Raw genomic sequence first — 20792 nt, forward strand, 5'->3', positions numbered from 1 at the left:
CTTATTAATTATAAAAGATATCGATAACAGTTTTGGCATATTTTATGTCAAATTCAGACCCGTTATTTAGCAAAACTTTGTTTTTTATGTTGTCACTCTCTGTAAACCTGACTATCTGTAACAGCGAATCGACAAACTCTACCTTTTGATTGTACAGATTTTCTTTTTTAAGATATAAAACCGTTGATTTTTCTATCACTAATGAGAACATAAGACCATTTTTTAAATTGCCGATATCATAGGAAAAAGATATAACACCCTTTTTTTTGGCTATATCAGCTACTTTTTGAGTCTCTTTCTCTACATTAAGGACATATATTGCGGATGCTTCTGTTTTGTCGCTAAGCTCTAAAACATCAACAAAATTAATTTTGTATTTGTATTTATGGAAGTAGCCTTTATAGGTTTCGTTTATATACCCGCCTACCTCTAAGGCTTTATTGTAATCATATTTATCATAAACAATAGTATATACAATCTCTCCCCTTATAAGTTTATCTTCAACTTTTTTATCAAGCAGCATAATTTTAGGAAATATGGAAGCTTGTGCCTTTAGAAGAACATCATCATAATTGTACGCAAAAGCTATATTAAGAAGAGTTAAATAAAGTAAAATTATTTTCTTCATTTAAAACTCTTTCTTTAACGATATTAAAAATGTTCTACGTTCTTGAGCATAATCTTGCGAATATGTGTTCTGAGCAGAAGGATATCTTATATCTGCATCAAATATATTTTTTATGCTAAATGTCAATGTGTAATCATTTTGTAAATTTTTGTATTGCAATGCAGTGTCAAAAGAGGTGTACGCATCTACCTTCTCCCGCGCATCGGTAGAAACTCTATTTTTTGAACCTACATAATAGGCTAAACCGCTAAGGGAAAAGGAGGGATTTAAATTATATATATAATACCCTTTTGCAAGATGGTGTGCAACGTTAGAGAGAGCTTCACTTTTAGCAATATCTCTTATGTTGGAAGTGCCTGTTACGTAAGAGTAGTTCATATATAACTGATCAACTGATGAAATATGACCCTTATACTCAAGTTCAAGACCGTAAATATCGGTATCTACAATATTTTTATATACGGGGTCGGTTGTCGAATTGTGTATCTGATTTTTGTTAAGCAGATAAAAGAGATTTGTTTGAAGGTATGAATCGTTTGAAAACTTATTAATATAAGCTACTTCAAAAGCATCTACCTTCTCAGGCTCCAAATCACTGCTACCGACTCTTGCACGGTTGTTCATAGTAAACATCTCCTGCCAAGAGGCATTTCTATGTGAGCGACTGTATATAGCTTTAAATATATTTTTTGTATCAAGCTGATATACCATAGAGATTCTAGGTTCAAAACCTGCATTTTGATACGATGTCTGTTCATAGTTAAATCCGTAGATAAAACTCAAATCATTATTAAACGAAAATTCATCTTGCAATGAGAAAATTGCAATATCACGTTTAGCATCAGCATCAAAAAACGGCAAGGTGTTTGTGTAGTCAACAAGCGCGACATCTCCGGTTGCTCTGTTTGATAATTTTGAACTCATATCTATAGTTTCTTCATTTATCAGACGATATCCCGTAGTAATAACATGATTGCTTATGCCGCTATACTTGAGATAAGATGATTGGTAAAGTGTTCTTTGAAGCGCATAATGTTCTCCGTAAATTCCATCTAAAAATGTGCTAGGACCAAGAACTAAACCGTCCGGAGCCAATTTTGAATAGGAGTCAAATGCGTCATATTTGACTCCGGCTTTTATATCGACTTTAAAATCGTTAATCTCTTTGTCATAACCGGCTTCAAGATAGTAGCTCGGCAGTTTGAGTCTGTCGCTCTCAAGCGGAAGTGCAAGATTTATACCATAAGCACTACCTTGCGTATGTTCAAGTAATCTTGACTTTATAGAAAAATCTTTATACTTTATATTGACACCAAGAGAGTAGTCCTTAAGCCATAACGGGGCGTCTCCCGATTGAGAAAGCGGTATATTGTTTGCTCCTAGTGCTCCGCGAGATAGACCATCGGGACCTGAAGGGAGTTTTTTATCATCTTGTTGGTAGTAAAAATCTACAAAAACTTTTAAATCCTTTGATTTATAGGTTTTCATAAATCCGCCCATTCTATAATCGTGCGAAGCGTACTTTGCTACAACATTATCATTTGTTTCAAATCCTTCAAACTCTTCCGCATAAGTTATAACGTTGATAGAACCTGCATAAGCGTTTACTCCGTCCGTTTTACTTCCCGGACCTCTTATGACTTCAATTCTTTTAATCATCTCTATTGGCATTCCAAGATACTCTGAATAAGCGTCAAAGAATAGGTTATTTACCGGTACATCATCTATAAAAAGTTTGCTTTGTCCGTAAGCAAGAGAGTTTGAGCCTCTAAAAATAGGTGTTTGATTGTTAAAATTATCGGTAGCCATATCAACACCCGGAACAAGCCTTAGTGCCTCTTTAAGGTTTGAAATACCTAGTTTTTCTAACTCTTTACCTTGAAAGACTGATATGATATAAGGTTGATAATGTTCGTTTTGTTTTGTAGCAGTTGCAACTTCGTTAAAGTAAGCCATATCGCCGGATATAGAAGCCATTATATCGTCCGTAGTAGCATGTGAATTGCTTACGCAAGAGGTTAGAAAAAAAGTAATAATAAAGCCACAGCGCTTATAAGAAAATTTATGTTTCATTTATCTCCAAAATTTAAGTAGTTCAGGATTGTCGTTGCCTAACACTTTAGTGTATAAAATACACGGATAGCGTAAGCCAAACTCTCCGTGATTCTGTACCTCACCTATAATGTCGTAACGCATTTTATATATCCTAAGGAGTCTTAAAAAGCTTTTTTCCAAAGAGCCGTAACTATACTCGATTCCTAATTTTAGCATTTTAACATACATAAACTTTTTGACTTCTTCAATGATTAATTTTGTTGTTTTTAGGTTTCTATATTTTGCATCTACAAATATTCTCGACATCTCCGCAAGTTTATCTCTCTCAAACATGTTCTTATCAAAAATCATACCGTTTTCTGTAGGATATCCGATAGGCGAATGATGTATGAGTCTTACGGTTGCACAAACGGCATTTTTTTCATCTAAAGCGGCAAAATGTATTGCATAAGAGTCGTATCTGTCATACTCGATATTATCCGTAAATCCAGAATTTTGTAGATACTGTGGATATATTTCTAAAAACACTTTGTATCTAAATTCAAATACTTTTTGCAACATACTATAATCTATAATTTCTAAAAAGGTAAAGTTCACACTACTCTCCTTAATATAACATCATTAAATATTAATTATCAAAAAGTGTATCTTAATTTAATTTAAATAATTTCAAACGCCTAATGTTTAAAAGTAAAGAATCAGAAAACATATTTTCTTGTTTCAATACTACTCATATTCTTTTTTGTTATTATTTTTAGAGTTCGTAAACTTCGCTGTATGTGAGGAGTGAATCATTTAATCCGATTCTTAACATCTCTTTAGTAGAGGTATATACTCTTTGATAAATAAGGTGCCGATTATCATGATTTATTTTCATTTTAATATATCCGAGATAGGTAAGCCCTAGTATGAAAATAAAAAACAGATAAACAAGTGCCGCATGTGTAGTATAAAGCTCACTAAATAGTGCTATAACATTGTGTGCTATAAAAACAACCATAACCCCGACACTTCCAATCCAGATGGAGTATGCACTTTCTTTAGAGTCCGTCTCAAAATTTTCAAGATTTTTTAGTATCTGTATGTTTTCATTTATCTCTGTTTTTAAGGCGACAACATCCTTCTCGTCACTCTCTTTTATGTCTAGTTTTTTTACATGTATGCTTGAGAGTTCGCTTTGTCTGTTTATCTCTTTATACTCATCAATAAATGACGAATCCTCTTTTAGGAGATTTTCTACCATTTTTGGAGTGATATTTTGAGCAGACAACCTCTCTTTGATTTCAAAGAGAAGTGTGTTATAAAGAGCATCATTTAAGATTTGATGGGATACTTTTTCTATGTTTACCATAAGATAGCCTTTACGCTTCGGGTACCAAAGCTTTTGTGTCTAATTTTGATTTTGTAAATACGCCTATAAGACCTTTTACTCCGACACTCATTAAGACATTTACCAAAAATACTACCCATGCAGACAGAAGTAAAAGACCGCAAATACCCGCTAATATCATGTATGTCTGATATTCTCCTTCTAGGTAGAGAGTACGTCTTAGCGCACCGTCCATCGCCGCCATGCCCATAAACGCACCCATCCCGATTCCGCCGATTAAATGCGCCCAAAAATGATAAGAGGCCATTTTTTGACTATAGAGTTTTACACCGTTAGTAAGTGTCGGCCATAAGATATAAACGGCGCTGTAAAGCGTCATAGTAAGACCTACTAAAATAGCTACGTGAAAGTGCGGACCTGCCACCCATTGCGTGTTATGCAGAATTCTGTTTAATCCCATATCTGCTTGAATGATTCCTGCGGGAACTGCCAACATAAAACCTAAAATACCGCCGAGTAAAAATTTTAATTCGTTACTCATCTTAAGAGGTCTTGCACTCCAAAGTGTTACAAGCGTGATAAAAATAGCTATACCTTGAGTAACAAGCTCAAATGCCGTTACCATCTCGCCGCTGACAAGCTTCATCATGTTGTTTTGTCCCTGATCAGCTAAAAGATGGTGAGACCAAACTGCCCAAGAAACAATAAGTTCTAGTAAAAGTGCCGCTCTAGCGATATTTTGCATAAATAGTTTTTTGCCGGTAATTAACATAGCTAAAAGATACCATGAACCCGCTATATAAATAAGAACCAAACCGTCTGCGATAAGGTCAAGTCCCCACCAGAAAAAGTTTTTATAAAGTAGGGCATTTACAGATGTGTAATCCATTGTAGCACCGGATAAATCACCGATAATATAAACTAAAATCAGAACTCCACATGTAAGAATTACAAGTGCATCTAAAAAAGTATCGATTGTTCCACGAAAAATGGCAACAACAGGAAGTGAAACAGCAGGCTCTTTTGCATACGGCTCACGACCGCTTAGTTTATAGATAATGTTTAACATACCGTCAATTCCAAGTCCAGAGATAAGCAGCGGTTTCATCGGTCGTTTCTCATGTCCCTCTTCGGTGTAAAAAACAGTTGCAAAGATATTGTAGATAAATCCCAAAGTTCCTATCATGATAAGTGCGATACCAAGGATAAATACTAAACCGCCAACCGCATCGTATTGAGAAAAGTCAACAGGCAGAGGCCAGTAAAGTGTATAAAGCGGGGCATAGTGAAAAATAAATCCTCCAAGCCAAGACATAAGCGCACCTAGTGCAATAAGCATCCATGTTGCATTAGCGAGTTTAATGCTGTATAGCGGTTTTTTCATTAGATACGGTACTAAAAACGTAAATGCACCAAAGACGACTAAGTAAGTAGAGCCGAATATTCCGACAATCGGGTGAACGGTCATAACAGAGAAGTAGTGAGAATCATTAAGCATCGGCAGAGGCGTAATAGCGTGTGCTCTCATCATCATACCCTCTAACGCCGATAGACCATAGTAGAGAATCCCTACTATTACGGCTCTTAGGGTAACTTTTTGAGTAGGCGTTAAACCATCGGTTTTTAACCCGCCCTCATTACCATTTATCAAAGTGTTTAAAAAACTCATTAGTTGCCTCCTTTTTGTGAATATTTGTCGTCTTCATCGCATCCCGATACTTCAAAAACATCTTTTATATACATGTGAGCGCCTTTTGGTCCCGAATACTCAGTCGATCTTAAATGATAAACTCCGTTTTTATGAAACTTCCACATCAAATCATTTTTACTTCCCGGAAGTACTTGCATCTGAGTAACCATAGAGTTGTTTTGTCTAAAAATTCCAAATCCGTATGTCAAATCTTTAGATACTACGTCAAAAAGTACGTATTCATTGCACTTTAGCTCTATCTTAGGGCTAGGAAGTATAAATTCGTGTTTTTCAATAGTTATATTTACTATCTGTGCGGGTTGTATAGAATCCCTTTTAAAGTCAATCTCTACCCATGGAATTTTGTTAAAAGTCACAATGTGTATTGCGACACCTACTGTAATTAAAACACCTACATAAGCGTAAAACGTGGACGGTTTTACCAAACGCGGTTTTCCTTTTGGATTTACAACTCCCATTGCAAACCAGCCGATTAATGAAATAACCGATAAAGTGTATATTGTATATACAAGTTTTAACATATTTAATACGTCAACCGAGTCAGTCATTTTTCCCTCTCCTTAAATAAAAAAATTAGTATTAGAACTTTAGCACTAATTTTAATTTTTAAAACCAGTTCATTGTATAAATATTAATCAACAAGGAATATTATAAAAGAGGCAGTTTTTGTATAATTATTTTTATTGTATAATTTATAGTCATAATTAATAGTTTAAATATTTGGAGTTTTAAATGCTAAAGTCGGTATGTGGATATTGCGGTGTAGGTTGCAAAGTAGGATTTATTGATAATAAGCTTATTGGAGATAAAGAGTACCCGATAAACAGAGGCAATCTTTGTTTAAAGGGAGCTTCAGGAGTTACTACTATTCAAACATCTACAAGACTTTTAAAGCCGCAAATAAGAGAAAATATAGATAATGATTTCAGTACGACTACATGGGAAGAAGCCATATCAAAAATTGCAGATAAAATAAAGCAAGTACCTAAAGACAAAGTCGCTTTTTATCTATCCGGTCAAATGCTGACAGAGGATTACTACATAGCAAACAAGCTGGGCAAAGGCTTTATCGGTACAAACAACGTGGATACAAACAGTCGTACATGTATGTCTAGCGCGGTTGTAGGATATAAAAAATCAATAGGGGCGGATTTTGTTCCTCTTAGAATGGACGATATTGATAAAGCAAACTTGCTTATACTCGCAGGTTCAAATACGGCAGAATCACATGTAATCTTTCACAACAGAATAAAAAAAGCGAAGAAAAACGGCTTAAAAGTTGTAGTAATAGACCCGCGTTTTACGGACACGGCAAAGAGTGCAGACCTGTATTTGGGGATAAAAGCGGGGAGCGATATAGACTTTTTCAATCTTATCTCAAAACGCCTTATTGATGAAAAATTATACGACGAAGAGTTTGTGCAAAAACATATAAACGGTTTTGAAGCACTTAAAAGCGGTTTGGACAGACTACATGTAAATGACATGTTGGAGAGAACAGGGTTGAGTTATGCTGAGTTTGAAAAGTTCTTCAACCTTTATAAAGAGAGCAAAAACATTATCACAGCTTGGACTATGGGGCTTAACCAATCCTCTCAGGGCGTCGATAAAAATCTCTCACTTATAAATACGCATCTGCTTAGCGGAAAAATATTTAAAGAAGGAAACGGACCTTTAAGCCTGACAGGACAGCCAAATGCGATGGGCGGACGCGAAGTCGGCGGACTTGCGACTATGCTTGGAGTTCATCTGGGTTTTGATGAACAGAGCATTAAAAAAGTGTCTGAATTTTGGAACACCAACAAGATAGACAATAAAGCAGGACTTAGTGCTACGCAGATGATGGATGCAGGGCTTGAGGTTTTGATAATTTGCCATACAGACCCAATCTATCATCTTCCTAACAGAAACAAAACCGAGGAGCTGATGAAAAAAATAGCGCTTGTCGTGGAGATAAACGCTTATGATAACTCAGAGACATCAAAATTTGCACATGTAAGACTTCCGGCAGCTCCTTGGGGAGAGAAAGAGGGAACTCAGACAAACCTTGACAGAACTATTACAAAGCAGGAAAAACTAATCAAAACTGCTGATGGAGTAAAGCCTGATTGGGAGATATTTCAGCTTTTAGCACAAGAACTTGGACATAAAAAAGAGTTTGACTATAAAAATCCCAAAGAAATTTTTGAGGAGTATCAGAGAATGACAAAACTAAATCCTTATATGGATATAAGCGAAGCCTCGTATAATGAACTCTCGTATAAGCCCTTTGTGTGGGGAGAAAAAATCAAAAACTTTTTAACAGCGGATAAAAAAGGGAATCTGTTTTTCGTACAAAACAAAGAGCTTAGCGAACAACCAACCAAAGAGTACCCTTTTATATTACTAACGGGCAGAACAAGAGACCAGTGGCATAGCGGAACTAAAAGTACAAATGCTCCGTCGCTGCTTAAATACAAAGAGCTAAATTTTTGCGAAATTCATCCTAACGATGCAAAAGAGTTAAATATAACAGACGGCGAAGAGATAAAAGTTGTCTCAAGAAGAGGCGAACTGCTTACAAAAGCGACAATTACGGATAGTATCTTGGAAAAAACAATCTTTATCCCGATAAGCAACCGTGAAATAAATTACCTGACAAATGATTTGCTTGATGTAGAGTCATTTCAGCCTGATTATAATCATAGTGCAGTAATAGTAGTTAAACTATAAGCTGATTAATAATTAATCATTAAATTGCTCAAATAGCCCTCTGATAAAGTTATTATTATAGTATTAAATAATAACTGGAGCTTTAAATGGAAGCGTTACAGAGTGCTTATGAAGCAAGAGCAAAAAAACTTAACAAAATTGAAGATATAAAAGCACTAAAAAGTCCTAAAGAAGCGTTTGAGAAACTTCAAGAGTATGCAAAAGAGGGTTATGATTCTATACCTGATGAAGATAAAAGCTACTTTTTAAAATGTTTCGGCATTTATGATAAAGACTCTACAACGCCGCAGAAGTTTATGATACGTGTTCGCATACCAGGCGGTTTTTTAAATGCTTCTCAAGCAAGTGTTTTAGGAGAGATATCAAAAGAGTATGGAGAAGATTATATCGACATAACAACACGAGCGCAGATAGAGCTTAGATTTATCGATATAAAAGATATACCTGCTATATTTGAAAAAATGAGCAGTGTGGGGATTGACTCCTATCAAACAGGAGTCGATAACTTTAGAAATATAGTTACAGACCCTCTTGATAGCGAAGGATTTGATAATGTTCTGCCGTCATTTAAACTGCTTGAGAAGTTGCAGAGTAAATTTTTGCATAACTATGAGTGGATATCCGCACTTCCTAGAAAGTTTAACACCTCAATTACCGGTTCGATATCAAACAGATGCAATGCATTCGGGCATGATTGCTGTTTTGTATTGGCTCAAAAAAACGGTGTTTACGGATATAACATGTATCTTGGCGGAAAAGTAGGCAAAGTTGCAAAAAGTGCAAATATATTTCTTCTGCCTAGCGAGGTTGAAGCGGCGTACGGCTCAATTATAGATATCTTTAAACGATTCGGTTTTCGTGATAACAGAAACAAAAACAGACTCTCTTTCTTGATAGATGCGGTAGGCATGGATGAGATATCCAAAGCAATAAGAGAGAATGCAAAAATAGATTTTGCAACTGCAGGTGAGACTATGACAAAGCTTGATTTTAATGACCCCGAACATGGAAAAGTTCAGCTTCGTGATGGCAGTTTTGCTCTACATGTAGTTGTTCCTGCCGGTATTTTTAGCGGAAGTGATTTGATAAACGTTGCAGAGCTTAGTAAAAAATATGCAAACGGAGAGATAAGATTTGATATAGAGCAGAGTATTTACATGTTAGCCGTAAAAGATGTGAACTCTCTCTTGGATGAGAAAATCTTTGACAAATACAAAAGTGTTGACACTCCTTATAAAAACCATCTGATTGCTTGTGCAGGTTCGCAGCATTGCCCATTTGGAGTGATTGAGAATAAAAGCGATGCTATAGAGATGGCGGAGTATTTAGAGCAAAAAGTACCACTTGAGTATGGCAGGGTAAGAATGTACTGGTCGGGCTGTGTAAAAGGGTGTGGTTTGCACGGGCTTGGAGATATAGGGTTTGAAGGGTGTAAAGTTAAAATAAATGACGCTATTGAGGGCGGCGTAAATATATCTTTGGGCGGAAAATTGACATGTGAGGGCGTTGAAGGTTATGCCGTCGTGAAATCCGCACCGCTTAGATTTGCACGTTATTATGTAGAGACGCTGATGCTTGAGTATAAAAAACTAAGATATGCAGGCGAGAGTTTTGAGGAGTTTAACGAGAGAGTTTTAAAAAACTATACTCCTGCCGCCGTAGGTTTTATTATGAAACTAGGGGCATATTTAAGAGAGAAAAACATCGATATAGATATAGGCTTTAGCGAGCGGGTAAATACGGGTAAAAATGAGGAGTTTGAACTTTTTGAGATAGGGCGTAAACTCTATTTTAAACTATGTGCAAAAGAGGCTTATTCAGGTTATGAGAGATTTACAAATGTTTTAAAAAATGAGAAACTTGAAAGCCTTAGCTCGTTAGTTCCTAATGTAGATGAAAATCTTGCTTTAATGTGTGAGAAAATTTTAGACACAAAAGAGTCTCGCAGAGCGGTTGTATTTTCCGAAGTGGTTGATTTTATAGCTATCTAGCATCCATTAGGATAAGCAATATAAGATTTATAACTACCATAACTATAAATCCGGTCTTATAAAAAGTAAGCGGAGAGCGTTCTAAAATAGAGCTGTTTTTTGCAAAAAACGGTTCCACCTTTTGCGGGTTTTTAAGCTCATAAGCCATCTCCGAATAGTGCATGTAACGGTGGTCTTTATCAAGTGCAATTGAGCGAAGGATTACGCTGTCTAGCCAGTGAGGAATATTTTTATTGTAAAAGCTTGGTTTCTTAGGCTCTTTAAATATAGGGGTTTGAAATGGTTCTATCTCCCCGTAAGGATATCTATTTGTAAGTGATAAATAAAGAGTAACACCGATAGAGAATATTTCGCTAGACTCACTTATAGCTTCACTCAAAAACCGCTCTGGAGATAAAAAACTTGGAGTTCCTGCTTTTGAACTAATGGAGAAAATCTCCGTAATAGAACCGAAATCTATCATTTTAAAAGATATGTTTTGTTTATCTATCTCAAGCATTATATTGTGAGGTTTTATATCGCCGTGAACAAGGTCGTGTCTTAAAAGATACTGTGACATGTCAAGCAAAACTTCGCCTAGTTTGACTGCGTCGTCTATCGAGAGAGTTTTTGATTTTAATGCCGTATCAAGATTTTCGCCTTTTATATGCTGCATAACGTAGTATCTTTGAGTTCTGTTTTTAGGAATAACGGCTTTTGGAAAAAAATCTGCTTTTAATCTTTTTGCATTCCACGCCTCTTTAACAAAAAAATCCAATATCTTTTCATCGTCAATCGCTTCAACCGGCGGAAATTTAATCACATAGCGTTTTGTTTTTTTTGAGCATAACCAAGTTCTGTCGTTGGCAATTAGAGATTTTTCAAGTTTGTAACCGTCTATGATTTGCTCTTTTTTTACATGTGAGGAGACAGGAAGTTTTAGATGCTTTAGTATCTCAAATTCACTTGTCTCTAACACTTCTAAAACTACTGCCGTGGTATCGTCCGGCAGATTATCTTGCATAAGAAGACTTGCTTTTTTAACAAGTGAGTGAGCACCAAAAGCTATACCGCTCTCAAGGCGATTTTCACTCATAACGTTGTAAAGACCGTCACTGCAAAGCAGGATTTTATCGTCTTTGCGTATTATATTTTCAAAGTAGTATGGTTGTATATCTTTGTCTATGCCTATAGCTTGTGTCAATACGCTCTCGTAACCCGCTTCTTGCATGTTGTGATCAAAAGAGAGTTTGGTTATGCTTTTATCTCTACAGAGATAAACTCTGCTGTCCCCGACATTTGCGCCGTAAAGCCTGTTCCCCTCAATGACAATCATAGCCAAAGTAGTAACAAGCTCGGCTCTTTCATAGTTTATCATTGATTCTTGATAGAGTATGGAATTGATTGATTTTATAAAGGTCTTTATAGATTTTTCAATACTCCACGCTTTTGGGCGTATCTTAAAGTTGTTTATCAGGTAGCTTGTAGTGCGTTTTGCGGCTTCTGCACCTCCATCGGCGCTTCCTACTCCGTCACATACAACGGCTATTGTCATGTTACCGAGATTTCTAGTATCGTAAAAATCATCGCCTGTTAGCTCTTTGCCTTTTGCAAGCGAAAATCCCGATACTTTTATACTGTTTTGAACCATTATCAATCTTTAAATTTGGATATAGCGGATATATTATAGCGATATATCCATCTGTTTTTACTCATCGTCTTTTGCAAATTTTTCGTACAAGAAGCTCAAAATTGCTTCTCTGCATCTGATATATTCTGGGTCGCTTTGAAGCTCAACCCTATTTCTGGGACGCTCTAAATTTACCTCTAAAATTTCGCCTATTGTTGCCTCAGGACCGTTTGTCATCATTATGACCCTATCGCTTAGAAGCACTGCCTCGTCAATGTCGTGAGTAATAATTATTACCGTATTTTGAACGCTTTGCTGAATCCTCATAAGATGCTCTTGCAAATTTGCTCTTGTTAATGAATCAAGCGCGCCGAAAGGCTCATCCATCAGTAAAACTTTCGGTTTGATAGATAGTGCCCTTGCAATTCCCACTCTTTGTTTCATACCGCCGCTTATTTCACCCGGAAGCTTGTCTTTTGCATGATCAAGGTTTACCATGCTTACAAACTTCTCAACCCGCGCTCTAAGCTCGGCAGATGTTAACTCAGGCATAACTTTTTTTACAGCCATCTCTATATTTTGATAGACACTTAGCCAAGGCAGAAGCGAGTGGTTTTGAAAAACAACCGCGCGTTCTGGTCCAGGACCTTTTACCTCTTTGTTTTCAAGCAAAATATGACCTTCGCTTTGTGCATCAAGCCCTGAAATCATATTTAAAAGCGTACTTTTACCGCATCCGCTGTGTCCGATGATAGAGATAATCTCATTTTTCTTTATCTCAAGGTTTACATCCCTAACCGCTACATAATCAGGTTTATTTGGAATCGGAAATCTTTTTTCAATGTTATTTAAACTTAAAAATTTTTCACTCATTAGACCCGTCCTTTTTTAGTATAATCAAAATAATCTGCGATTTTCCCCATTATGATATCTAGGAAAAATCCGATTAAACCTACAACGATAATACCGATGATGATGTTATGGTAGTTAAGGTTGTTGTACTCATCCCAAATCCAAAATCCTATGCCGATACCGCCCGTTAGCATCTCTGCGGCGACTATTACAAGCCATGCTATTCCTAAAGAGAGTCTCATCCCCGTAAATATATAGGGAACTGAAACCGGTAATATAATCTGAACAATCTTTTCTAGCGGCGAAAATTGTAAAACCTTTGCCACATTCATATAATCCTGCGAAACGCTTCTTACCCCAAGAGCCGTATTTATAATTATAGGCCAGATGGAAGTGATAAAAATGGTTGAAATTGCCGTCATATTTATATCTTGAAATATAAACAAAAGCAGCGGCAACCATGCCAAAGGCGAAACAGGTTTAAATATTTGAATGAACGGGTTGAGCGCATATTGCGCACTTTTACTCATTCCTACAAACAGACCGATTGGGATACCTACAAAAATAGCTAAAACAAAACCTGCAAAAACTCTCTTTAGAGACTCTATAATCTGCCAAAAGATACCTTTGTCGTCTTGATTGTTGACGTAAAACGGGTCTGAAAGTACTCCCTTGATTATCTCGCCGTCTTCATTCGTACCGCCAAAAGCCGCTTTGTAAGTTTCGCTAGGTGTGGGAAAACCGTTTACTATATTTGATATTTCTGACCAAAATTGGATTATTAGTACAAAAACCAATAATGGAAGTACTATTTTTTTTACCGTATCGTTATTCATTTTTTTTCTCCAAATATTTGATTTACATCAGTAAGTACCTAAAGTATTTATTTTTAGGGAGGGAATAAATTAGGTACTTACGGATATAAAGCACTTGACATGTATTGTGTTTTACATGTCAAGTCTGTTTTATAACTTATTTAGTTACATACTTAGGGTCTGCACATCCTGCCTCTCCGTAAGGACACTATCTATTAGGACGAAGATTTAAACAAGTTCAAATCTTCTACGCTAAGACCGCTATGGTCACTAAAGCACAAAGTTTTAACTTTGTGATGTATATCCTTATTTTGTCACATACTTAGGGTCTGCACATCCTGCCACGCCATAAGGACATACATAATCAGGTTGCTCGGTTTTTACACTCCATTTATTAGCTTTTAAAAGCTCCTCTTTAGATACTTTTGAATTAGTCACTTTAAAGTCAAAGATATAATCAACCGCTTTGTTTGGGTCATATACTTTAGCGTCCATAAACATGTTGTATTTATCAACACCATCTTTTTTCCATGGGCTAGGAGGAAGAGTGTAGCCTACCTCTTTTGCAACCTCTGCAAACAAATCAGGTCTATAAACGCTCTCAATCACTTTTTTCATATCCACCGCTTTATCAAGTTGCCCCCATCTGTACATTTGTGTAATAAACCACATCCCGTGCGAGTAAAACGGATAAGCGGCATAATAGTTTGCAAACACGTTAAACTGCGGATTTGCTTCTGATTTTTGATCCTTTAAGTACTGAAATGTTCCAATCATCGACTTTTCAAGTATGTCTATCGGAGCATTAACATAGTTTTTTTGACTCAGTATTTTTACCGCTTCTTTGCGGTTTTCCCAAGAAGCATCAAGCCACATTTGAGCTTCGATAATCGCTTTCATTACAGCTTTTGTAGTTTCTGGGTTTTTAGTGATAAAGTCCGCTCTTGTTTGCAAAACCTTTTCAGGGTTGTTATTCCAGATGTCATAGTTTGTTACAAGAGTTGAGCCTTTTTTCATCATAACTATTCTCTCATTCCACGGCTCTCCGACACAATAACCCTCTATATTTCCCGCAATCAGGTTTGAAGGCATCGTCGGCGGCGGAAACGGTTTTATAGTCGCATCAGCATCTGGCTCAATTCCAGAACTTGCCATCCAGTAGCGAAGTTCGTAATTGTGAGTTGATACAGGATGCACCATCCCGAAACTAAGCGGCTGATATGCAGAACCCTCAGCTTTATGTTTTGCATCTATATATTTTTTCAATGACTCTGAGCCAAGAGGACGTTTTTTCTCATCCATTCCATACTCTTTCATCTTCTCTATTATGTTATTTCCAAAAGTAATACCGTTACCGTTGTAGTCAAGGCTAAGAACCGCTTGAAGGTTGGCATCCCCGTTAATCCCAAGTGTAGCCGCAATTGGCATACCTGCTAGAGCATGCGAAAAATCATACTCCCCATTTATCACTTTTTGCTGTATTCCAGGCCATCCGCCACCTTCTTTAACGACTTTAACGTCAAGTCCGTATTTTTCAAAAAAACCTTTCTCTTTCGCAATTACGATAGGAGCACAGTCAGTAAGGGCTATAAAACCGATAGTTAACTTTTTTTTCTCCACATCGGCCGACAATGAAGCGGCAACAACTGACAATCCTAAACCGATACTTATCATCTGTTTTAACATGTAAATCTCCTAAATCTAATTTGTTATAGGAAAATTATATAGCAGTAATGACAAAATTGCGACATATTATTGTATGATTTTTAATCAATTTATTGTTCTTGAAAATGAGTGTTTTTTTAATGAAGATTCTTTGATGATTGGTTGCTTTGATTAAATATAGATTGCTTCGCTTAGTTCGCAATAACGAAGCAATCTAAAAAGAGATTTAGTTTAGATTCTCCCTCCAGCAGCAACGCCCCACGTAGTTCTCCATCTAGTTTTTACCAGACTTATTCCCATAAGAGCCAGAAGAACAACTCCGGCAAATATCATAAATCCTGCAGAGTAACCGTCAAATACGCCTTTGCTCCAGCCGAGAGTTTTTATAAGAGCAGTACCGCCAAGGCCGCCTGCCGCGCCGATTATGCCAGTCATGATTCCTATATCTTTGCCGAATCTTTGAGGTACGAGTTGAAAAACAGCTCCGTTAGCCATTCCAAGATTTGCCATAATTAAAAACAGAACCACTATAGCAACACCAAAAGGAAGAGTCATAGTAGCATTTAAAATTGCTAAGAGAATAACCGCTCCAAAGAAGATATAGAGTGATTTTACACCGCCTAGCCTATCTGCAATCGCTCCACCTACGGGACGAAGAATAGCACCTGCAAAGATACATAAAGCACCGAAGTAACCTGCAACTACTTTAACATTTCCCTCGTTAATAACATCCAAGCCAAAAGCGCTCATATCCGCCTGATAGGTGTTCATAAGATAGACTTTCATATATCCTGCAAAGCCTACAAAACCGCCGAAACTTACCGCATAAAAAAGGTTAAACCACCAAGTATCTTTGTCTTTTAAGAGTTTGCCGTAATCTTTTAATTTTTTAGGACGAGGCGTGTAAACCTCTGCGGGAGCATCTTTTGCCATAAACATGTAAGTTACAAATATAATAGTAGAAAGTACGCCGCCGACTAAAAATACTGACTCCCAACCCCATAGCTCGGCAATTTTAGGAGCAAACAAAAAGTCGATTACAACGCCGATATTTCCTGCACCCGCTATTCCTAAAACAACTCCTTGAAGTTTCGGCGGATACCATTGTCCTGCTTGTGGAAGTGCAACCGCAAAAGAAGCACCCGCAAAACCAAGACCAGTAGCAACGACTAAAAGTTCGTTATACGTAATACCCGCACCGCGAAAGTAAGCATAAAAAAGAACGCTGATAACTATAGCTTGAGATACAAGAGCCGTCTTTTTGGCACCGAACTTATCAACACCAAAGCCAAGAACTATTCTAAGCAGTGCCCCTGCTAAAATAGGGATGGAAAGAAGAGTCGCTTTTTGTGAGGCACTCATTATAAATCCGCCTATGGCAAGTGCTTCCGTGATTTCCGTAGATAGCGGTCCAAGCATTGTCCAAACCATAAAACTAAAATCAAAATATAAAAATGCCGCTAAAAGTGTAGGCCAGTGACCTTGACCTTTTAATGCTTTAAATCCAGCCATGTAAATCTCCTAAATAAACTTATAATAGAATTATAGTGATATTAAGTATATATTTTTATCTATTATTGTTTAAATAATAGTCAATTGCAAAATATTTTTTGAGTAAAAATTACTCATTACAATTAATTTATTTTTCTTTAATATAAGCTGAAATTCTAAAGGGAGAAACAGTTCTGAAAAATAGTTATTTTATATATGATAAAATCTTTTTATGAAACTATCACATTTAAAACAAATTATCATCTATTTACAAAAATTTAAAAAAATCTCTGCAATTTACAGAGTCAGCGACACTATTGTAAAAATTGCATTCGATAGAGACGATGAAGTCTATTTTGAGATGCAGCGCTCAAACTCAAGGATTTTTAAATGCGCCTCTTATGCCCGTTCAAAAGTCTATAATGCGCCATTTGACGTAGTTTTGGCAAAAAGATTTAACCGTGCAAATATCTTACATGTAGAGCTTTTAGGCGGCGACAAAATTATGAGATTTAAAACCTCCGTTGCATCTGCTTATAAAGAGGAGATTACCTTTTTACAGTTTGAATTTACTGGAAAATATACAAATGTAATTATTTTGGATGAAGAAAATGTTGTTCTTGAAGCACTTCGACATGTGGACTTGTTTTCATCTTTTCGTGAAGTAAGAGTAGGGCAGAAACTGCTTGACGTTCCATCTGCCCCATTTGAAGCAAAAGAGTATCCGCTAGATGACGTCGAGCAGTTTTTATATGATGAGTACGCTAAAGAAGAGCAGGAAAAATTAAATTCTCTTAAAAAGCAAAAAATCTCTTTTTTAAATAAAAAACTCCAAAAACTCCAAAAACTTTATGTACAGTTAGATGATGAGAAAGAACTTGAAGAAGAGGCAGTAAAATATCAGCACTACGGAAATCTGCTTTTGGCAAATATGCACAATATCAAACCTTATCAAAAGGTTTTACATGTAGATGACTATGATGGAAAAAGCGTTTGCATAGAGCTTCACAAAGAGTTCTCATCTGTCGCATTGATGGCAAATTCACTTTTTTCAAGAAGCAAAAAAGCCAAACAAAGAGCTCTTCACATGCATATAGAAAAAAGCTCTCTTAGCTCAAAAATTGAGCATATGAAACTTTTTATTCACACCGTTGAGGATGCAAAAGATATAGCAAAAATTCAGCTTCTTTTTCCGAAAAATATTCAAACCAAAAAAGTAAAACAAAACGACTCTATCGAGACCTTTTTGGTAGAGGGTTATAAAGTGAGTCTGGGCAAAAACGAAAAAGGCAATGTTGAGCTGCTTAAAAATGCGCGTGCAAAAGATATCTGGCTTCATATGAAAGAGCGTCCATCCGCACATGTAATTATTACGACAGACAAACAAAATGTTCCTATGTCTGTCATAGAAGGAGCCGCAAGATTGTGTGTTGATTTTACGATGTTTCAAAAAGATAGGTATTTGGTCGATTATACTCCCAGAAGAGAAGTAACCATTCAAAGCGGTGCGAATGTACTTTACAATAAGTATAAAACTATAGAAGTCGATAATAGATAAATTCTGACACTAAAGTGTCAAGCTTCAGTGCCTCAGCGGCTAGCGAAGTAAAAGGGACTTGTTCCTTTTACGGACAGATAAATGAGGGGTTTCCTTCATTTTACAAAGTAAAATTAAGGAGGGTTGTTATGGCAGTAGGTTTAGTCGCAAATGCAATTTACGTAAATCAGCAGACGGCAAGCGTGTCGTCGGTGCAAAATGCTCATAATAATCGTGTTGATTTTCAAAATATGGCAGCTCAAGCCGCGGCGCAGGAGAAAGAGAAAGAGGTTCTTGAAGTACGTCCAACAGAGGAAAATCACGAAGTTGACCCTGACCGCGAACATGAAAAAAATGAAGCCGATCAAGAGACAGCAAGAAATAAAAAGCATAAAGAGAACGAAGAAGAACAAGAAAGCCGAAATGAACATCCTTTGCATATACTAGATATTAAAGTCTGATTTGATATAATCGCTCATAATATTTATAGGGGATTATTATGAGTATATTTACGGCTTCCAAAGAGAGGGTAACAACCGGTTTGGCACTTGTTGCAGGGGTGCTTATTATAGGATTTATAGACAATTTTTTTCTTATGTGGCTTTTTTTGGGAGCGGTTTATATTTTAGCTTTTAAAGAGGCGATGAATCTTTTTGATATACAAAATAGTGATTTGATATATTATGCTATCGGTATCTGGCTTCTAGCCGCAATCTATCCTTACGGCGATGATTTGTTTGTTTTGGCAGGTGTCGCTTATGCAAGTGCAGTCGCTTTTAACAAAGATTTAGGCTGGAAAAATTTTCTTCCGTTTATCTATCCTACGGCAGGCTTGCTTTTTACTTTGACTATGTATGAAGAGTACGGAGTAATCTCTCTTTTATGGCTTTTGGTAATCGTTGCATTAACCGATGTGGGAGCTTATGCAGTCGGCAAAAGCATAGGCAAAACTCCTTTTAGCCCGACTTCTCCAAATAAAACTATGGAAGGTGTGGTAGGCGGAATAGCTGCTGCAACGATAGGCGGTATGTTTGTCGGACTTAGCATAGTTGATTTGGGTGTAGCGTTTATCATCTCTTTTATGGTCTCAGTCAGCTCAATTTTCGGTGATTTGTATGAAAGCTCTCTAAAAAGAAGTGCAGGCGTAAAAGATAGCGGAGATATCTTACCGGGGCACGGCGGAGTTCTTGATAGAATAGACGGTTATCTATTTAGCTCTATCGTGATGCTGGTACTTCTTCGCGGACTAGTTTAATTGATAGTTCTAGGTTCTACAGGCTCCATAGGCGTAAATACGCTTGAGATTGCCAAAAAATTTTCTATACATGTAGAGGTTTTGGTTGCTGGCAACAACATAGAACTTTTAAACAAACAGATACAAGAGCATCATCCAAAAGTAGTTGTTGTCGCTAAAGAAGAGGATGTAGCAAGAGTAAATCACACTAATGTTTTTTACTCTCAAGAGGCTATATTAAAAGTTATAGAAGACTCTTCAAGCGAGTTAGTCGTAAATGCACTTGTAGGATTTTTAGGACTTCGTCCTACACTTACGGCTCTTACATGTAACAAAAAAGTTGCCCTTGCAAATAAAGAGTCATTAGTTGCTTGCGGAGCTTTTATAGACACCTCAAAAATTCAGCCCATAGACAGCGAACATTTTGGACTTTGGTACTTAATGCAAAGCAGACCCATTGAGAAGATGATTATCACTGCAAGCGGTGGGGCATTTCGCGACTGGGATATAGCAAGACTTCAAAACGCGACTTTGGCAGACACTCAAAAACACCCAAACTGGTCGATGGGACAAAAGATAACCATAGACAGTGCGACTATGGTAAACAAGATGTTTGAACTCCTTGAGGCAAGATGGCTATTTGGCGAGGGTAAATATGACGCTATCATAGAGACAAAATCGCTTATCCACGCTCTTATAGACTTTAAAGACGGCTCAACCACCGCTCACTTCGCAAATGCTAGTATGCAGCTCCCCATAGCTTTCGCAATCAACGCTAAGATGGATGAGAATATACTCCCACATGTAGATTTGCTAAAAGTCGGCTCTTTGGAGTTTCGAGAGATTACATGTGAGCGATACCCTGTGTGGCAGATAAAAGAGGAACTTCTAAAAAATCCTGCAAGAGGCGTAATCATAAATGCCGCAAACGAAGCGGCGATAGAACTTTTTATAGATAAAAAAATAGGCTTTATGGATATAGCAAAAACTATCATAAAAGCGTATGAGAAATTTGATACTCTGCCAAAAAATGTGGATGATGTTTTCGCGTTAGATAGAGAGGTTAGGGAGTTTATAGTATAAAAAGCTTTATTTTTATACTATGGTATCATATAAAATCTTGAAATATTGTACTTTTTTAGTTTTAATAATGTTTAGAGAA

The 20792-nt window shown here is 36.8% G+C and carries 17 protein-coding genes; 6 read left to right on the forward strand and 11 right to left on the reverse strand.

Annotated elements, in window-relative coordinates; genetic code table 11:
- Positions 1 to 4: 4 nt before the first annotated feature.
- From A2530_RS08745 to A2530_RS08770, 6 genes are all read right to left on the reverse strand, one after another.
- Complete coding sequence (locus A2530_RS08745; protein ID WP_294883038.1) at positions 5 to 628, reverse strand: hypothetical protein; 624 nt, start codon at positions 626 to 628, stop codon at positions 5 to 7.
- Complete coding sequence (locus tag A2530_RS08750; protein ID WP_294883037.1) at positions 629 to 2701, reverse strand: TonB-dependent siderophore receptor; 2073 nt, start codon at positions 2699 to 2701, stop codon at positions 629 to 631.
- A complete protein-coding gene (locus A2530_RS08755) occupies positions 2702 to 3280 on the reverse strand; it encodes a GNAT family N-acyltransferase (protein WP_294883035.1) in 579 nt (192 codons plus the stop codon).
- A gap of 157 nt (positions 3281 to 3437) precedes the next feature.
- Positions 3438 to 4034 carry a hypothetical protein gene (locus A2530_RS08760; RefSeq protein WP_294883032.1) on the reverse strand — a complete coding sequence of 199 codons (597 nt, stop codon included), beginning with the start codon at positions 4032 to 4034 and terminating at the stop codon, positions 3438 to 3440.
- A gap of 10 nt (positions 4035 to 4044) precedes the next feature.
- The gene (locus A2530_RS08765) at positions 4045 to 5682 is read right to left on the reverse strand and encodes a cbb3-type cytochrome c oxidase subunit I (protein ID WP_294883029.1); all 1638 of its coding nucleotides are present in this window, start codon (positions 5680 to 5682) and stop codon (positions 4045 to 4047) included.
- Entirely contained in the window at positions 5682 to 6272 is a 591-nt protein-coding gene (locus tag A2530_RS08770) for a cytochrome C oxidase subunit II (protein WP_294883026.1), read from the reverse strand. Before A2530_RS08770 ends, A2530_RS08765 begins: the two co-directional genes overlap by 1 nt.
- Before the next feature lie 184 nt (positions 6273 to 6456).
- Between A2530_RS08770 and A2530_RS08775 the strand changes: the two genes are divergently transcribed.
- Together A2530_RS08775 and A2530_RS08780 are read left to right on the forward strand one after the other, a co-directional pair.
- A complete protein-coding gene (locus tag A2530_RS08775; protein ID WP_294883024.1) occupies positions 6457 to 8436 on the forward strand; it encodes a molybdopterin oxidoreductase family protein in 1980 nt (659 codons plus the stop codon).
- 86 nt (positions 8437 to 8522) lie between these two features.
- Positions 8523 to 10427, forward strand: a complete 1905-nt coding sequence (locus A2530_RS08780; RefSeq protein ID WP_294883021.1) for a ferredoxin--nitrite reductase — start codon at positions 8523 to 8525, stop codon at positions 10425 to 10427.
- On the opposite strand, the gene A2530_RS08785 is transcribed toward A2530_RS08780, so the two are convergent.
- The 5 genes from A2530_RS08785 to A2530_RS08805 form a co-directional block, all read right to left on the reverse strand.
- A complete protein-coding gene (locus A2530_RS08785) occupies positions 10420 to 12057 on the reverse strand; it encodes a bifunctional protein-serine/threonine kinase/phosphatase (protein ID WP_294883019.1) in 1638 nt (545 codons plus the stop codon). The two genes, A2530_RS08780 and A2530_RS08785, sit on opposite strands and share 8 nt — an antisense overlap.
- 57 nt (positions 12058 to 12114) lie before the next feature.
- Positions 12115 to 12909 (reverse strand): ABC transporter ATP-binding protein, encoded by a 795-nt coding sequence (locus A2530_RS08790; protein WP_294883017.1) that lies wholly within the window; start codon positions 12907 to 12909, stop codon positions 12115 to 12117.
- The gene (ntrB, locus tag A2530_RS08795) at positions 12909 to 13724 is read right to left on the reverse strand and encodes a nitrate ABC transporter permease (protein ID WP_294883015.1); all 816 of its coding nucleotides are present in this window, start codon (positions 13722 to 13724) and stop codon (positions 12909 to 12911) included. The genes A2530_RS08790 and ntrB overlap by 1 nt, the downstream gene beginning before the upstream one ends.
- 285 nt (positions 13725 to 14009) lie before the next feature.
- Positions 14010 to 15389, reverse strand: a complete 1380-nt coding sequence (locus A2530_RS08800; RefSeq protein ID WP_294883013.1) for a CmpA/NrtA family ABC transporter substrate-binding protein — start codon at positions 15387 to 15389, stop codon at positions 14010 to 14012.
- 210 nt (positions 15390 to 15599) lie between these two features.
- Positions 15600 to 16880 carry a nitrate/nitrite transporter gene (locus A2530_RS08805; protein ID WP_294883011.1) on the reverse strand — a complete coding sequence of 427 codons (1281 nt, stop codon included), beginning with the start codon at positions 16878 to 16880 and terminating at the stop codon, positions 15600 to 15602.
- A gap of 211 nt (positions 16881 to 17091) precedes the next feature.
- Between A2530_RS08805 and A2530_RS08810 the strand changes: the two genes are divergently transcribed.
- From A2530_RS08810 to dxr, 4 genes are read left to right on the forward strand one after another with little or no spacing between them, the layout of a single operon-like run.
- Positions 17092 to 18417 (forward strand): NFACT family protein, encoded by a 1326-nt coding sequence (locus A2530_RS08810; protein ID WP_294883008.1) that lies wholly within the window; start codon positions 17092 to 17094, stop codon positions 18415 to 18417.
- Positions 18418 to 18431: 14 nt separating this feature from the next.
- Positions 18432 to 18857: a hypothetical protein gene (locus A2530_RS08815; RefSeq protein ID WP_294883005.1), complete on the forward strand. Its 426-nt coding sequence runs from the start codon at positions 18432 to 18434 to the stop codon at positions 18855 to 18857.
- A 38-nt stretch (positions 18858 to 18895) separates the two neighbouring features.
- Positions 18896 to 19651, forward strand: a complete 756-nt coding sequence (locus A2530_RS08820) for a phosphatidate cytidylyltransferase (RefSeq protein WP_294883003.1) — start codon at positions 18896 to 18898, stop codon at positions 19649 to 19651.
- Positions 19652 to 20713, forward strand: a complete 1062-nt coding sequence (dxr, locus tag A2530_RS08825) for a 1-deoxy-D-xylulose-5-phosphate reductoisomerase (RefSeq protein ID WP_294883000.1) — start codon at positions 19652 to 19654, stop codon at positions 20711 to 20713.
- Positions 20714 to 20792: the final 79 nt, after the last annotated feature.

It is taken from the genome of Sulfurimonas sp. RIFOXYD2_FULL_34_21 (genome assembly GCF_001830805.1).
GTDB lineage: Bacteria > Campylobacterota > Campylobacteria > Campylobacterales > Sulfurimonadaceae > Sulfurimonas.

What these genes read in the sequence shown, in the direction of transcription:
- A2530_RS08765 (WP_294883029.1), bottom strand. Translation starts at nt 5,682, where the DNA reads ATGAGTTTTTTAAACACTTTGATAAATGGTAATGAGGGCGGGTTAAAA.
- A2530_RS08750 (WP_294883037.1), bottom strand. Translation starts at nt 2,701, where the DNA reads ATGAAACATAAATTTTCTTATAAGCGCTGTGGCTTTATTATTACTTTT.
- A2530_RS08790 (WP_294883017.1), bottom strand. Translation starts at nt 12,909, where the DNA reads ATGAGTGAAAAATTTTTAAGTTTAAATAACATTGAAAAAAGATTTCCG.
- A2530_RS08745 (WP_294883038.1), bottom strand. Translation starts at nt 628, where the DNA reads ATGAAGAAAATAATTTTACTTTATTTAACTCTTCTTAATATAGCTTTT.
- A2530_RS08760 (WP_294883032.1), bottom strand. Translation starts at nt 4,034, where the DNA reads ATGGTAAACATAGAAAAAGTATCCCATCAAATCTTAAATGATGCTCTT.
- A2530_RS08785 (WP_294883019.1), bottom strand. Translation starts at nt 12,057, where the DNA reads ATGGTTCAAAACAGTATAAAAGTATCGGGATTTTCGCTTGCAAAAGGC.
- A2530_RS08770 (WP_294883026.1), bottom strand. Translation starts at nt 6,272, where the DNA reads ATGACTGACTCGGTTGACGTATTAAATATGTTAAAACTTGTATATACA.
- A2530_RS08810 (WP_294883008.1), top strand. Translation starts at nt 17,092, where the DNA reads ATGAAACTATCACATTTAAAACAAATTATCATCTATTTACAAAAATTT.
- ntrB (WP_294883015.1), bottom strand. Translation starts at nt 13,724, where the DNA reads ATGAATAACGATACGGTAAAAAAAATAGTACTTCCATTATTGGTTTTT.
- A2530_RS08780 (WP_294883021.1), top strand. Translation starts at nt 8,523, where the DNA reads ATGGAAGCGTTACAGAGTGCTTATGAAGCAAGAGCAAAAAAACTTAAC.
- A2530_RS08775 (WP_294883024.1), top strand. Translation starts at nt 6,457, where the DNA reads ATGCTAAAGTCGGTATGTGGATATTGCGGTGTAGGTTGCAAAGTAGGA.
- A2530_RS08820 (WP_294883003.1), top strand. Translation starts at nt 18,896, where the DNA reads ATGAGTATATTTACGGCTTCCAAAGAGAGGGTAACAACCGGTTTGGCA.
- A2530_RS08805 (WP_294883011.1), bottom strand. Translation starts at nt 16,880, where the DNA reads ATGGCTGGATTTAAAGCATTAAAAGGTCAAGGTCACTGGCCTACACTT.
- A2530_RS08800 (WP_294883013.1), bottom strand. Translation starts at nt 15,389, where the DNA reads ATGTTAAAACAGATGATAAGTATCGGTTTAGGATTGTCAGTTGTTGCC.